Raw genomic sequence first — 15,333 nt, 5'->3', positions numbered from 1 at the left:
TAAATGGTAAAAAATCAGTTAAATAACATTTATTCAGCAACAATAGCCAAAATTTGCGTGGCTAAATGCTCGTTAAATGGGCGGCATAAAGCGGCAAACCTTGTTTGAATATCGATAAGGTCGTCGATGCTATCACCAGCGAAGCGAACGGTCAGATTTTGACTGGTGTTTGATTGTCTTAATACGCCAAATCCGTGGGCGAAATCCAAGCGTACCCCATCGATACAGCTAAGCTTAGTGCCCACTGGTAATAACGCTTGCGCCTGCTCTAAAGTTATATATTGGCTTTTAGCCGAACAAGTACAAAATGAGGGCGCACAAGCAACGATGGATAGCGGGTTAAGCTGTGTGGTAGATACAGCTGTTGCTGTTGGTCTTATCGCCGCCGCATCGACCAATTGCTGTAAGTACTGACAGAATCTTGTCAGTTGCTGCACGATTGAGCAGTTACTTACAAGCGTTTCTGGCAGCGGTAGATAATGGTCAGCTGTACTAACGATAATCGGTAAGCCATCAATAATATCAGCTAGGTTTGTAGTGCAACCTGGATTAGCTAGTTGTAGTTTTGCCAGCCAATGTAGCAGTCTTAATGCAGCATACATGGCATCATCATAAGGAATAAAGTGGCTATCATTAAAAATAAAATGACCAGATAATTCACCGGCAAAGATAATTTGACCATCAGAATGCTGTATTTTTTGCCGCATTAGGCTGCTGCCTGTTTCGCTAATCACAGGGGTTGCGCCAAGTTCAGTAATGAGCTTTGGTAAATGATGACAGCATTTAATATCAAAGAGGACTTGAGGGCTTGCTAGCGAAGCCGTTAGCGTTTGAGGGCGATCATTGACCGCTACTGTTGCCAACAGATAAAGAAGGTGGTCAGGTGTGACGACCTTGCCTTTATTATCGACCACCATTAACCGATCGCCATCACCATCAAAGGCGATACCTATATCTGCCTGATGCAGAAGCACGCTTTGCTGTAACTGCTTAAGACGCTGCGGCTCAGTCGGATCAGGATTGCCGGCAGGAAAATCACCGTCTGGCGTATCATTAAGTATGATGACCTGCTGGCAAAAACGTTCAAATAAAGGCTTGGCGATATTGCTAGTCGCGCCGTGCATACAGTCAATGACCACCACCAAATCAAGTTTAGAGAAGGGTAATTGGCTATCTTCTGCGTTCTGATTATTTTTTTGACAATTATGCTGATAGATTTTCTTAAAAACTTGCGTAATGGCTTCGATATAAGCGCTGGCAACTCGCTTAGTAGGTAAATGCTGTTGTTTATGAAAGATGGGCTTAGTAACGCTGTCCAAAAATGGATGTTGCGTATTGTAGCTAGCCAGCTGCTGATATAGCGCTTGAATGTCTGCGCAATGGTATCGCTACCGCAGCGCACATCATAACCAATGACAACAATGGTTTTTTTATTAGCGCGTTGGCTATTGTGTTTGTTATTAGTTTTTTGCTGAACTTGATAAAGATGAGCAAAAGCGTGCCCTAATGCATGAATGAAGCCATCAGTAAAATGCTGGCGCGACCCACGAATATCATAAGCACGAAATAAGGATTGCTGCGCAGCAAAAGATGGCATCGCTTACTCTCCTTATTGTCGTGATTAATATTATGATTAAAAAATAGCCCAAGAGCGTTAGGTATGTAGCTGATAATTAGTTTAAAATCGCTATTACTGACGACCCGAATGCCCAAATCCACCAGCACCGCGCGCACTGGTATCGCTAAACTCTGTCACGACTTCAAATTCAGGGCGGGCAACAGGGACAACCACATATTGCGCCATACGCTCGGCGGGATTTAATACAAAATCTTCATTACTGCGATTCCAAATACTGACCATCAGCTCACCTTGATAATCGGCATCAATCAAGCCAACCAGATTGCCCAAGACAATACCGTGCTTATGACCAAGCCCTGAGCGCGGTAAAATCATGCCAGCAAAGTTAGGGTCTTGAATATAAACCGCAAGTCCAGTACCAATCAAATGCGTCGCACCGGCTTTAATCGTCAAAGGCTCGTCAATACAAGCGCGCAAATCAATACCTGCACTGCCATCGGTTGCGCGTGTCGGTAGGGAAAACGCTTTATCTTCAGTGATTTTAGGGTTTAATACTTTAACTTGTACAGCTTGCATAGCACACTCACTTAACGATTTAATGGTTTTATCAACAGAATGAATCTAGGGCATGCCCTGATTTTTAAATTTTAGTTTTTAAATGCTCAACAACAACTATTTTTATTATAAATAGCTGCTGATTTCTAACTTTTAGTTTTTAACTTTTTATAGGTGATTTATTAAAGAATCAGTAAACTTGCCAAGCCCAAAAACGACATAAAGCCGACAATGTCCGTTACCGTGGTGAGGATAACAGAGGCAGACAACGCCGGATCAATATTCATACGTTTTAGCATCAGCGGAATACTGATGCCTGAAACGTTGGCGGCAGTCATGTTAATCGCGATAGCAAGGCCAATGACAGCACTGATTTTAATATCATGAAACCACAATTGAGCAATAAACGCCATGATTATTGCCCATATGATACCGTTTATCGCGCCAACCCACAGCTCTTTATTGAGCAGCCATAAGCGGTTGGAACCACCAATTTGACCCATCGCCATACCGCGAATGACCACGGTCAGCGTCTGCGAGCCTGCAATCCCGCCCATACTGGCAACCACGGGCATCAGTATTGCTAGCGCCACGACTTTTGCCAGTACCGCTTCAAACTGGCCAATTACTGCGGCGGCTAAGAGCGCGGTGCATAAATTGATACCGAGCCAAATACTACGGCTTTTGGCGCTGGTCAAAATAGGCGCAAACAGCTCCTCATCTTGGCTGACACCGGCAAGGTTCTTCATGGTGCTATCAACATCATCTTGGATAATCTCCATGATATCTTCACCATTTAACTGACCGACCAGCTCGCCATGACTGTTAATCACGGGGGCAAAGCGAATGTCTTCTGAACGGAAAATCGCTGCCGCATCTTGAATATCTAAGCGGTCATTAATGGTGATAGCTGCGTCAATCAAAGCAGATACTAGGGTACGTTGGTCATGTTTAATCAAATCGACCAGACTGAGTAGCCCGAGTAATTGCTGGCTTTGGTCAACGACCAACAGTTCTTGGCTTTCATCATCGAGCAAATCGGCATTTTCTCGCAGCCAGCTTTGTACTTCTGCAAGGGTGATATCGTCCCTGATCTGAATGAGATCGGGATCCATATAACTACCGACTTCCCAGTCGGCATAGGTATCAAGCTTATTGACCTGAATGCGAATGTCTTCATCCAAAGTCGCCATCACCGAGGTACGCACGCTTTCGGTAACAGTATCTAAAATCTCAGAGATATCTTGTGCGTCAAGGTCTTGGGTAAATAGTGATATCTCTTTTGAGGAGACGTTTTCTAACAGCGGCTGGCGTGTATCAAACTCCAGCTCCGCAAGCACTTCACCTTTGATATCTTCTGGCACCTGCGCCCAAATCAATAAGCGGTTTTGGCTAGGAAATGATTCTAGTAAGCTGGCAATCTCATATTCTGACTGCTTTTCTAAAAACTCAGTAATCGCCTCGTACGCTTTATCAGCAACCAAACCTTGCAAATACAGAAGCTTATATTCGCCGCTCGACTCTGCCGGATTATAGTCGCCTTGTCGTGTCAATGGTCGTTCAGGATTCGGCGTCGAGGTGGGCATAAAAGTTCCAAGTTTTCAAAAGGTAGTAATATAAAAAGTTAAGCTTAACGCTTATTTTAAGCGCGGTAAGCATGAGCGGCTTTTCTAAGTGCTAGGCTTAACGATTACCTAGTAAAGCACGAATATTGGCCAAGTATTCATCAGCAACTTTTTCAGGGTCTTTGCTAGCCTTTTTCTTTTTGGCTTTTGCAGGCCAATCGATATGCTCTTCTGGCAACTCATCTAAGAATCTGGATTCAGACGTCACGCGCATTTGTCCACCCGCGCGGCGCTGAGTGGCAAGGGTCAATGTCAGCTCACGACGGGCACGGGTAATGCCTACATACATTAAGCGCCGCTCTTCTTCGACCGTCTCGCTCAGGATAGAGTTGCGGTGCGGTAGCATTTCTTCCTCTAGTCCCATAATATAAACGAAATCAAACTCCAAACCTTTTGCCGCATGTAAGGTCATGAGATTAACTTTATTGGTGTTTTCTTCTTCTTGCTGCTGCTCGAGCATATCAAGCAAAACCAGTTTACGAATGATGGTATCAATGGTGCGGTCTTCATCTTCTTCGGCGCGATTTATCAGCGATTGAATACTGGTATAGAGCATATCGATATTATCGATACGATTTTTTTCTTGCTGCGGCGTTTTTGAGTCGCCACGAACGAAGTCAATATAACCGGTCTCGTCAATCATTTGACGGACGATAGGCACGGGATCGGGATGCTGATCGAGCTCACGGGTATAGTGGCCAATAAAGTCACCAAATTCTTTTAAGGTACCATATGCTTTTGACGGCAGGACGTGAGCCAGACCGGCATGGGTACAAGACGCCAATAACGAGATGCTATGCTCTTGTGAAAACAGGCCAAGCTTTTCAAGCGTTGCCGGTCCCATCCCGCGCTTCGGCGTATTGATAATCCGTAAAAATGCACTGTCATCTTCAGGGTTAAGAATTAAACGCAAATAACCCATGATGTCTTTAATTTCACTACGGGCAAAGAACGATTGACCGCCCGACAACTTATAAGGGACTTGCAGCTGACGCAATTGTGCCTCTAGCATGCGTGCCTGAAAGTTACTGCGATAGAGGACCGCATATTGCTCCCACTCATTACCAAAACGCAGTTTATGGGTGACGATTTCTTTTGCAACGCGCTCTGATTCATCATCGTCATTACGGCAATTAATAATGCGGATTTTTTCGCCTTGACCTTTATCTGACCAGAGTTTCTTTTCAAATAAATGCTCGTTATTAGTAATAACGGCGTTGGCAGAGGTCAAGATACGCGTGGTTGAACGATAGTTTTGCTCAAGCATGACGATTTTAAGCTTTGGAAAATCTTCTTTAAGTAGCGCCATATTTTCAGGTTTTGCGCCGCGCCAAGCATAGATTGATTGGTCGTCATCACCAACGACAGTAAAGCGTCCTTGTGGTCCGACCAGATATTTAATCATCTCATATTGCGCGGTATTGGTATCTTGATACTCATCGACCAGTAAGTAGCGGATACGGTTTTGCCATTTATCGCGCAGCTCTCTATTTTCACGCAAGATTTTGGTTGGGAGTACAATCAAATCATCAAAATCAACGGCGTTATAAGCTCGCAGGTTACGCTCATATAAAGCATAAAGGGTAGCAAAAATCATATCTTCTGGATCGTCTAAGGTTTCCATCGCCTTATCAGGCTCAATCAGATCGTTTTTCCAATCAGAAATCATTTTTATCGCTTTGCCGACCAGCTCACGACTTTCCGCGCCACTTAAGTTGTCACGCATCATCAGCTCCATTAGCAAACGTTTGCTGTCATCGCTGTCCATGATGGAGAAGTTGCCTTTGAGTGGGGTATGTATCAACTCATAACGTAAAAACTGTAGCCCAAATTGGTGAAAGGTCGACACCGTCAGACCGCGGGTTTTTTCACTCGGCAGCAATTTACTGACACGGGCTTTCATCTCACGCGCCGCTTTATTAGTAAATGTCACCGCTGTGATACGCTCAGCTGGCATGTTGCATTCTTCGATTAGATAGGCAATCTTACGGGTAATCACCGACGTCTTACCGGAGCCAGCACCTGCTAGCACAAGCAATGGACCAGATACGTAGAGCATCGCTTCTTGTTGTTTGGGATTAAGTTGACTCATAAGGTGACCTGTAAGACAAAAGCAAAAAAAATAAGTAAAAGGAGGTGAGCTTCGATATTAAGAGCAGCTATTTTCAATCAATACTGCACGCATTAAGCAAATTGATAGCGCAAAATAGCGTGATGACTTGTTGCCTCATCTCGATATCAAAACATGGCGTCGATAGGGTTATTCAATCCGTCTGTTAATTTAGCTCATAGCAGTTAATATTTTGTGACAATTAATCATCAGTGCCGTCATTAAAATAGCTGTCGATACTACCATGGAATTCGGTGGGTCATTATAAAGCAAAAAGCCTATCTTTGGGTGAGGAGTTGAGGGATGAGTGCTTAGTAAAAAAGCGTTTGGATTTCGTGACTTACACTATATATACCAGCTTCTTTTCGGAAATATGGATTTGGGCTTAATATAAGGTAACGTCTATAGCATAGTTCATAGTAAAAAAAACATCTTTTTTTTGCAGAGAAAATGACCGTTCAATGCAGTTAAAAACTAGCTTTTGATTGCCGATATGCGTATAGTACGTAAATAATTTATGCCAGTTGTCACGTCATTGTTGACTACGTGTAATGAGCTATTAAATCAATTAAGTAAACACCGGATATGATATTGATTTAATACGTTGATCTTACGTTGTTACAAGATGCGTTGGGCGACCAGCCTTTTTATCCGTGTACAGAGCGGAACATCTATAGTTGGTCACGTCTGACATCGTCGTCAATAAGCTTGATAATTGGTTGTTACCAGCACAGTAGCTATAATAGCCATTGATTTATCCTAATCACTGAGTTATTTAGACAAATTTACTCAAATAAAGTGACTCAATGACAGTTACTTTGTGTTTTCGTCTGCGTTATGCCTGTCGCCATTACCACCATTGTTTGTGAGTATTTGCGGTGCGTTTGACACTCGATTGGGTGAGGAGCACGTATTATCATGTCTGCTTTTAATTGGTCAGCAATCGCTTTTATTTTAGCCGCCATTGGGCTAGTTGTATTTATGCTGGTCGTTCCGCGCTTACTTGGCGGTCGCTCTCAGGGCTCACAAAAAGAAGAGATATTTGAAGCGGGTGTTGTCGGAGCTGGCAACGCCCGCATTCGTTTGTCTGCCAAATTCTATTTGGTGGCAATCTTCTTCGTTATTTTTGATTTAGAAGCGCTGTATCTATATGCCTATGCGGTTTCCGTTCGTGAGGCTGGCTGGCTTGGCTTTGCCGCTGCCGCGATATTTATCACCATCTTGATTATTGGCTTAGTATACGAGCTCAGTCTGGGCGCGATGAACTGGGCACCAGCCGATAAACGCCGTAAGCAACCTCGCTTACATGCCGCTCCGGCAGGTTTCAATTTGGCAGACATCACCAAGTTTGATGGAGTTGATGAGCTGATGGTTGATCCGACGGGTAAAATACCGGCGCAGTCTTCAGGACAGATTAATGTCTCGAACAACATTGAGACCAACCGTCGTCATTTACAGAATATCGATCATATTAATACCACAGGTAATATTACCTCTGTGGATTTTGCCACGTCTGCACAAAAGGGTAGTGTCGAACGCTAATTGCTTTTAGCTGTCTTACTTTAGCCTTATTCCAGCATGGTCACTTATTAATAATAGAAGTTATGGCGCTCGTAATGGCAATCTGATTGCCACGTGGCGCTTAAAATAAAGGTTGTATGTTATGAAATACACATTAACAAAAGCCAACCCTGATGCAGATGTCTATCCTGCGCAGACTAGCCAAACGGTCAATGATCCTCTCGAAGACGAAGTCAATAAAAATGTCTTTATGGGTCGTCTCGAAGACCTCGTCCATTCAACAGCAAACTGGGGGCGCAAGCACTCACTATGGCCATTTAACTTTGGTACCTCATGCTGTTATGTCGAATATGCAACTACCCTAACTGCGGTTCACGATTTATCACGTTTTGGTGCCGAAGTTATTCGCGCCTCGCCCCGTCAGGCGGACGTGATGATTGTTGCTGGTACCTGCTTTGTCAAAATGGCACCGGTTATTCAGCGTCTATATGAGCAAATGCTTGAGCCAAAATGGGTCATCTCGATGGGTGCTTGTGCCAACTCGGGTGGCATGTATGACATCTATTCAGTGGTGCAAGGCGTGGATAAAATCATTCCTGTCGATGTCTATGTACCTGGTTGTCCACCGCGTCCAGAAGCGTTGATTCAAGGTTTGATGCTGCTGCAAGAATCGATTACTAAAGAGCGTCGTCCGCTGGGTATTCATGTCAATGAGCAAGGTATCTACCAGCCACAAATGACGCCTGAACGTGACCGTAAGCAAGCAGATCGTATCGCTGTGAAAAACTTACGTAGCCCAGATAGTATTTAATCAGCGAGCATGTAGCCAAACAAGACTTAGGTATAAAATATTTAAGCGAAAAGCATTTTATTTGCCCGTTTGGCTCAATTATTCATAATCCGTAAAAGTGCTCAGTACGCATATATTCATCATAGTTCGGTTATGTTTAACATAGCTCAATTATGATTAATGAAGGAATACATCATTCATGGTCACGGTAGTCGAAAACATAGATCCTAAGATTAAGCCTGTTCCAGCAGTTATCACTGAGCTTGAGCAGAAGTATGCTGGTAAGTTTGTCGTGCAGCACACTGTTGATGAGATTCCAACGGTTTGGGTGGCGCGTGCTGATTTGCTGGATATTCTCTTATACCTGCGTAAATTGCCAAAACCTTATGTCATGCTATTTGACTTATCAGCGATAGATGAGCGCCTGCGCCAACATCGCCAAGGTCTGCCTGACAGCGATTTTACGGTGTTTTATCATTTGATGTCGCTTGAGCGTAATAGCGATGTGCGTATCAAAGTCGCGCTAAGCGAAGATGATCTGAATGTACCGAGCGCCACCAAGATTTGGCCAAATGCCAATTGGTATGAGCGTGAAGTGTGGGATATGTTCGGTATTGTCTTTAGTGGCCATCCTCATTTGACGCGTATCTTATTGCCAAAATACTGGGAAGGTCATCCACTGCGTAAAGAATATCATGCGCGGGCGACTGAATTTACCCCGTATTTCTTGAATACCGCCAAACAACAATACGAGCAAGAAAACCTGCGCTTTGTCCCTGAAGAGTGGGGCATGAAACGCTCGGGTCGTGACGAAGACTTTATGTTCTTGAACATCGGTCCTAACCATCCATCGGCTCACGGTGCTTTCCGTTTGGTACTTCAGCTTGATGGCGAAGAAGTCGTCGATTGTATCCCTGATATTGGCTATCACCATCGCGGCGCCGAAAAGATGGCTGAGCGTCAAACATGGCATTCTTTTATTCCTTATACCGACCGTATTGACTATCTCGGCGGCGTAATGAATGAGTTACCGTATATCATGTCGGTTGAGAAGCTAGCAGGAATCACCATTCCGCCGCGCGCTGAAACCATCCGCGTGATGATGAGTGAATTTTTCCGTATTACTAATAACTTGCTGTTCGTCGGTACCTTTATTCAGGATGCCGGAGGTATGACGCCGGTATTCTATATGTTTACCGATCGCCAAAAAGCCTATGACGTCATCGAAGCCGTGACTGGCTATCGTATGCACCCAGCATGGTTCCGTATCGGCGGTACAGCGCACGATTTACCGCGCGGCTGGCAGCGTTTGGTTCGCGAGTTCCTAGACTGGATGCCAAAACGCTTGGATGAGTATGTTAAAGCAGCACTTCAAAACAGTGTGCTTAAAGGTCGTACCCAAGGCGTTGCGCAATATAATACTAAACAAGCATTGGCGTGGGGCGTCACTGGCGCAGGTTTACGTGCAACAGGTTTAGATTTTGATTTGCGTAAAGCGCGTCCGTATATGGGCTACGAGAACTACGACTTTGAAGTTCCAGTCGGATATAACGGCGATGCTTATGATCGCTGTATGGTGAAAGTCGAAGAGATGCGCCAGTCGTTACGTATCATCCGTCAATGTATGGATAATATGCCGCAAGGTCCTTATAAGGCAGATCATCCATTGGCCGTACCACCGCCAAAAGACCGTACCTTGAATGACATCGAAACTTTGATTAACCACTTTATCTCCGTCTCTTGGGGTCCGGTGATGCCAGCGGGTGAGTGCACCACGATTGTAGAAGCCACCAAAGGTCTAAACAGTTACTACATCACCTCAGATAAAGCGACGATGAGCTACCGTACCCGTATTCGTACCCCGACATTTGCACACCTGCAGCAGATGCCATCGGTTATTAATGGCTCATTGGTCTCTGATGCCATTATGTATTTGGCGTCGATTGATATTGTAATGGCCGATTGTGACCGCTAAATATTAGATGTTAAGTATTAAAAGTAATACACGTTCATTAACATGTTATCGCCAAACTGGCACACCAAAACGCTGTCATTGCGCCATAAGCGCAACCTTAACAGTGGGCTGAGTGAGGAAAGAAAAAGATTATGAGAATTGTTTCCGATAAAATGCCAAAAGTAGATGTGGCAAGTATTTTAACCGCTGAAGAAATTGCAGCTATCCACGAGTTTATGCATCATTATCCCCATCCACGGGCCGCGTCTTTAGATGCGCTAAAAATCGTGCAAAAGCGTAATGGCTGGGTCGATGATGCACAAGTCAATGCCATTGCCAACATTCTAAATGTGCCAATGACCGATATGGATGGGGTGGCAACCTTTTTTAACCGTATCTATCGTCAGCCAGTCGGTCGCAATGTCATCCTTATTTGTGATTCGGTGGCTTGTTATCTAACCGGTTACGAAGCACTTGCCGCTGAATTAAAAGCGCAGTTGGGCATCGACTATGGTCAGACTACCGCTGATAACCGCTTTACGCTATTGCCGATTTGCTGTTTGGGTAACTGTGACAAAGGTCCTTCTGTATTGATTAATGAAGATACCTATGGTCCTGTCCAGCCCACTGAAGTCGCCCAATTGTTGGAGCTATACGCATGAGTTTAACAATTTCAGAGCAGATTGCTCGTCGCGGTCGAGGCAAAGCGCCAAGCCAATTAAATGACCAGCGCATTCCTGTTTATGGCGATAAAGCGACCGCTACCAGCGAAACCAAGCCGCTTACATGGCGCCTCGCACATCACGATGCGGTATTAGATTTGGCTACTTATGAATCGCTACGTGGTTTTGAAGCGCTAAAAATGGCTTTAAACCAATCGCCAGACGATACTTTGAATACCATTAAAGAAGCCGTGGTAAAAGGTCGTGGCGGTGCAGGTTTCCCAGCGGGTATCAAATGGTCGCTGATGGCACCACCCGATGGCGGTCCACGTTATCTCGTCTGTAATGCCGATGAGATGGAGCCGGGTACTTTTAAAGACCGTTTGCTGATGGAGCGTCTGCCGCTACAGCTTATCGAAGGTATGCTCATCTCTGCTTACGCCATCGGTGCAACAGCCGGTTATATCTTTATTCGCGGTGAATATATTTTAGCAGCAGAGCGTTTAAATACAGCGCTTGAAGAACTTCGTGCTAATAACTTGGTCGGCGACAATATCTTAGGGTCTGACTTTAGCTTTGATTTGCACGTCCATACTGGCGCTGGTCGTTATATTTGCGGTGAAGAAACCGCTTTGATTAACTGCCTAGAAGGTCGCCGTGCCAATCCGCGTACTAAGCCGCCATTTCCACAAGTAGCGGGTGCATGGGGACGTCCAACTGTAGTCAATAACGTTGAAACTTTGCATAACGTTTCGGCGATTATTTTGCATGGTAGCAAATGGTATCAAGACTTACCAAAAGCCAAAGGCGTGGTCGAAACCCCAGGTACCAAGCTATTTGGTTGTTCAGGTCTGGTCAATGATCCCGGTCTGTGGGAGCTGCCATTTGGTTATACGGCGCGTGAAATTATCGAAGATTTCGCTGGCGGTATGCAGGAAGGTAAAAAGCTCAAAGCATGGCTACCGGGCGGCGCATCAACAGACTTTTTAACCGCTGACCATTTAGATACCGTCGTAGATTTTGATGCCATTCAAAAAGCCGGTAGTCGTATGGGTACTGGGCTAATTATGGTCGTCGATGAAGAGCAAGATATGGTGCCATTATTGCGTAACCTTGAGATTTTCTTCCAACGTGAATCATGCGGTTGGTGTACGCCATGCCGTGATGGTCTACCGTGGGGCGTGAAAATATTGACTGCCATTAACGACGGTCAAGGTCAAATCGGTGACGTTGAGAAGTTAGAAGAGTTGACTCGTGACTTATGGATCGGCAAAACTTTTTGTGCCCATGCGCCGGGTGCGATGGAACCATTGATGAGTGCTATTAAATATTTCCGTCCTGAGTTTGATCAAAAAATTGCGCAGGCGGTTGGTGAAGATGTCATTGAGGCTGCAGCCAATCAACAGCCAGAAGTGAAATAAGGAGAGCGGCATGGCAGTCATACATATTGATGGAACCACTGTCGAAGTAGATAGCGCTGATAACTTGCTACAAGCATGCTTATCACTCGGCATTGATGTGCCGTATTTTTGTTATCACCCAGCCTTAGGTTCAGTCGGCTCTTGCCGTCAGTGCGCGGTTAAGCAATATCAGTCTAAAGAAGATATGGAAGCGGGTCGCGGTCGCCTCGTGATGTCATGTATGGTCGCTCCAGGCGATGATATGTACATATCAGTCACTGATGACGAAGCCAAAGCGTTCCGTAAGTCGATGGTTGAGCTGTTGATGGTTAATCATCCGCATGACTGTCCAACCTGTGAAGAAGGCGGACATTGTCATTTGCAAGACATGACCTATATGTCGGGTCATAGCCGTCGTCGCTATCGTTTTACTAAGCGCACCCATCACAATCAAGAGCTTGGTCCGTTTATTGCTCATGAAATGAACCGCTGTATCGCTTGCTATCGCTGCGTCCGTTTTTACAAAGACTATGCGGGTGGCGAAGATTTGGGCGTTTATGGCTCAAACGAGCGCGTTTATTTTGGTCGTGATAAAGATGGTCAGTTTGAAAGCGAGTTTTCAGGTAACTTAACCGAAGTGTGCCCAACCGGTGTATTTACTGATAAAACTCATTCTGAGCGTTATAACCGTAAATGGGACATGCAGTATGCGCCAAGCATCTGTCATGGTTGCTCTGCCGGTTGTAACATCTCTCCGGGCGAGCGTTATGGTGAATTGCGCCGTATCGAAAACCGCTATAACGGTGAAGTAAACCGTTACTTCCTATGTGACCGTGGTCGCTTTGGGTATGGCTATGTCAATCGTGAAGACCGTCCAACGCAGGCGCTTGAACGTATCAATGACAAGCATGTCAAAATCAATATCGATTATGCGCTTGATGAAACCATCAAACGTATTAAAGACAAAAAAGTCATCGGTATTGGCTCACCACGTGCGAGCCTTGAAACCAACTTTGCCTTAAAAAATATGGTCGGTTTTGATAACTTTTCAACCGGTCTTAACCATCAGCAGCAAGCATTGGTCAATAAATGTATTGAAGTATTGAGCACTGAGGGTATTTATAACCCGGGTATGGCTGATATTGAAAGCCATGATGCCGTATTGGTGCTAGGTGAAGACATCACCCAAACCTCATCACGTGTGGCGCTGTCGATTCGTCAAGCAGCAAAAAATGAAGCCATTAAAATGGCTGCTGCGACCAAAACGCAATCGTGGTTGGCCGAGCCAGTCAAACGTATTGGTCAAGGCGTACAAAGCCCGGTATATGTCATCGATGTTATCCAAACTAAGCTAGAAGATATCAGTAAAGTCAGTGTTGTTGCGACACCTGAAGATATTACTAAGCTTGGCTTTAAAGTCGCTGATGCGATTGCTGATTTTGCTGATGATTTAGCAGAAATCGCGGAACCAACGTCAGATAGCGATGACGATGCTAATGTTGATGCTATGCAAGCATTGGCACAGCAAATTGCTTATGACTTGATTCAAGCCGATAAGCCGTTGGTTGTCTCTGGTAGCAGTTTATCATCGACTGCTTTAATAGAAGCAGCAGCACAAATTGCTCAAGCATTGAGCCAAAAGCGCGCAGCGATTAAAGCGACTGAGCAGCAGCAGGTTGAGGAACATAACGCTAAGGTTGCAGCCGCCGAAGCACAAGCAGCAACCGCTCAGCAGAGCGAAGACAAAGACTTATCCGCTAAGCCGAACAAACCTGAAACCGGCGTTGATACAGAAGCGCAAGACGATGTAGAGCGCAAACCGGCAACCAAACTTGAGCTAAAAGAAGTTAATAAACAATACCATGCGCAAGCCGGTATTTATTTGGCGGTTCCTGATGCCAATAGCATTGGTGTCTGTATGCTTGGCGGTCAATCCGTCGAAGAGTTATTAGCGACTGACTTTGATGTGGTGATAGTCGCTGAAAACCAGTTGACTGATGCCATTGATGCGCATAAATTAACCCAGTTATTGACTGACAAAACTGTCATCGCACTTGATCATCAGCTGCTTGATTGGCATAAAGATGTCGATATTGTATTGCCAGCCGCCAGCTTTGCGGAAGCGGACGGTACGCTTATCTCTGCTGAAGGTCGCGCACAGCGCTTCTTCCAAGTTTATGATAACGAATACTATCATCCGCTGAGCAGTATCAAAGAAGGCTGGCGTTGGTTACATGCCGTCCATAGCAGTTTAGAAGGTCGTGATGTCGATTGGACACAGCTTGATGATGTCATCAATGCCTTGGTTGCTACTCATCCTAAGCTTGTTGGTATTAAAGGCGCTGCTCCGGATGCCGATTACCGTATGACCGGTCTAAAAATTGCCCGTCAGCCGCGTCGTTACTCTGGTCGTACTTCTATGCGTGCGCCTGTCTCTGTGCATGAGCCAATGCAGCCAAAAGATTTGGATACCGGTTTAACCTTCTCAATGGAAGGCTATAGCGGTAAGCAAACGCCAAGCTCGATGATTCCTTTTGCCAGTGCGGCAGGTTGGAACTCACCGCAAGCATGGAATAAATACCAAGATAAAGTCGGTGGTAGCCTCAAAAATGGTGATCCAGGTGCGCGTCTGTTTGATCAATTAGAGCGCCTAGCCACGCGTCAATATGTTGCGCCAGAAGTTACTTCGGTGACGACTACGGATATGCAGCAAGGACAAGCGAAACTGGTACCGATTTACAACCTTTATGCCAGCTCTATGATGGCATCACGTAGCCCCGTCGTTGCTGAGCAATTACCGCTAGCCACATGGCGCGTTGGTATTGACGATGCCAAAGACTGGGGTCTTGCAGCGGGTGATTATCTGGCGATTGAGATTGATAAGCAGCAAATCACCTTACCCGTTGAGCTCGTTGGTTATTTAGCCGAAGGTTGTATCGGTTATCCAGTTGGGCAGGTAGATATCATTCATCCGTCAATGCCTGCATCGGTACGTAAAGTTGATGCGCCGGTGACGATGATGGGCAGCATGGCGACTGATAATGCTTTAACAGCCAATACCAATAACCGCGCAACACAAGTAAGCAGCGCGCCGACCACCACACAGGAGCTGTAATATGCAAGTTACCCGCATTATC

At 45.3% G+C, this 15,333-nt stretch carries 10 protein-coding genes and 1 pseudogene; 6 read left to right on the top strand and 5 right to left on the bottom strand.

All coding sequences use genetic code 11. From position 1 onward, the window contains the following. Positions 1 to 29: 29 nt before the first annotated feature. From FHS24_RS11430 to FHS24_RS11415, 5 genes and pseudogenes are all read right to left on the bottom strand, one after another. Positions 30 to 1,319, bottom strand: a complete 1,290-nt coding sequence (locus tag FHS24_RS11430) for a phosphohexomutase domain-containing protein (protein ID WP_227671807.1) — start codon at positions 1,317 to 1,319, stop codon at positions 30 to 32. A gap of 101 nt (positions 1,320 to 1,420) precedes the next feature. Beyond that, a pseudogene (locus FHS24_RS12485) lies at positions 1,421 to 1,597 on the bottom strand (hypothetical protein); the annotation flags it as partial. A gap of 93 nt (positions 1,598 to 1,690) precedes the next feature. After that, entirely contained in the window at positions 1,691 to 2,155 is a 465-nt protein-coding gene (gene dut / locus FHS24_RS11425) for a dUTP diphosphatase (RefSeq protein WP_079691063.1), read from the bottom strand. 161 nt (positions 2,156 to 2,316) lie between these two features. Beyond that, the gene (gene mgtE, locus FHS24_RS11420; RefSeq protein WP_183621244.1) at positions 2,317 to 3,720 is read right to left on the bottom strand and encodes a magnesium transporter; all 1,404 of its coding nucleotides are present in this window, start codon (positions 3,718 to 3,720) and stop codon (positions 2,317 to 2,319) included. Positions 3,721 to 3,817: 97 nt separating this feature from the next. Beyond that, a complete protein-coding gene (locus tag FHS24_RS11415; protein ID WP_149489625.1) occupies positions 3,818 to 5,851 on the bottom strand; it encodes a UvrD-helicase domain-containing protein in 2,034 nt (677 codons plus the stop codon). Between the two features lie 936 nt (positions 5,852 to 6,787). Between FHS24_RS11415 and ndhC the strand changes: the two genes are divergently transcribed. The 6 genes from ndhC (at position 6,788) to nuoG (ending at position 15,311) form a co-directional block, all read left to right on the top strand. Further along, a complete protein-coding gene (gene ndhC / locus FHS24_RS11410; protein ID WP_183621243.1) occupies positions 6,788 to 7,411 on the top strand; it encodes an NADH-quinone oxidoreductase subunit A in 624 nt (207 codons plus the stop codon). Between the two features lie 121 nt (positions 7,412 to 7,532). Next, positions 7,533 to 8,201 (top strand): NuoB/complex I 20 kDa subunit family protein, encoded by a 669-nt coding sequence (locus FHS24_RS11405; RefSeq protein WP_149489627.1) that lies wholly within the window; start codon positions 7,533 to 7,535, stop codon positions 8,199 to 8,201. 178 nt (positions 8,202 to 8,379) lie between these two features. Next, the gene (gene nuoC / locus FHS24_RS11400; protein WP_183621242.1) at positions 8,380 to 10,155 is read left to right on the top strand and encodes an NADH-quinone oxidoreductase subunit C/D; all 1,776 of its coding nucleotides are present in this window, start codon (positions 8,380 to 8,382) and stop codon (positions 10,153 to 10,155) included. Positions 10,156 to 10,286: 131 nt separating this feature from the next. Beyond that, positions 10,287 to 10,796, top strand: coding sequence for an NADH-quinone oxidoreductase subunit NuoE (nuoE, locus tag FHS24_RS11395; protein WP_183621241.1), 510 nt, complete (start codon positions 10,287 to 10,289; stop codon positions 10,794 to 10,796). Beyond that, a complete protein-coding gene (gene nuoF, locus FHS24_RS11390; RefSeq protein WP_183621240.1) occupies positions 10,793 to 12,217 on the top strand; it encodes an NADH-quinone oxidoreductase subunit NuoF in 1,425 nt (474 codons plus the stop codon). Before nuoE ends, nuoF begins: the two co-directional genes overlap by 4 nt. A 10-nt stretch (positions 12,218 to 12,227) precedes the next feature. Then, positions 12,228 to 15,311, top strand: coding sequence for an NADH-quinone oxidoreductase subunit NuoG (gene nuoG / locus FHS24_RS11385; protein WP_183621239.1), 3,084 nt, complete (start codon positions 12,228 to 12,230; stop codon positions 15,309 to 15,311). Positions 15,312 to 15,333: the final 22 nt, after the last annotated feature.

Origin of the sequence: Psychrobacter luti (assembly GCF_014192115.1) — a bacterium.
Lineage (GTDB): Bacteria > Pseudomonadota > Gammaproteobacteria > Pseudomonadales > Moraxellaceae > Psychrobacter > Psychrobacter luti.
The sequence above is the reverse complement of the archived record's forward strand: the minus strand, read 5'-3'. Positions and strand labels throughout refer to the sequence as shown.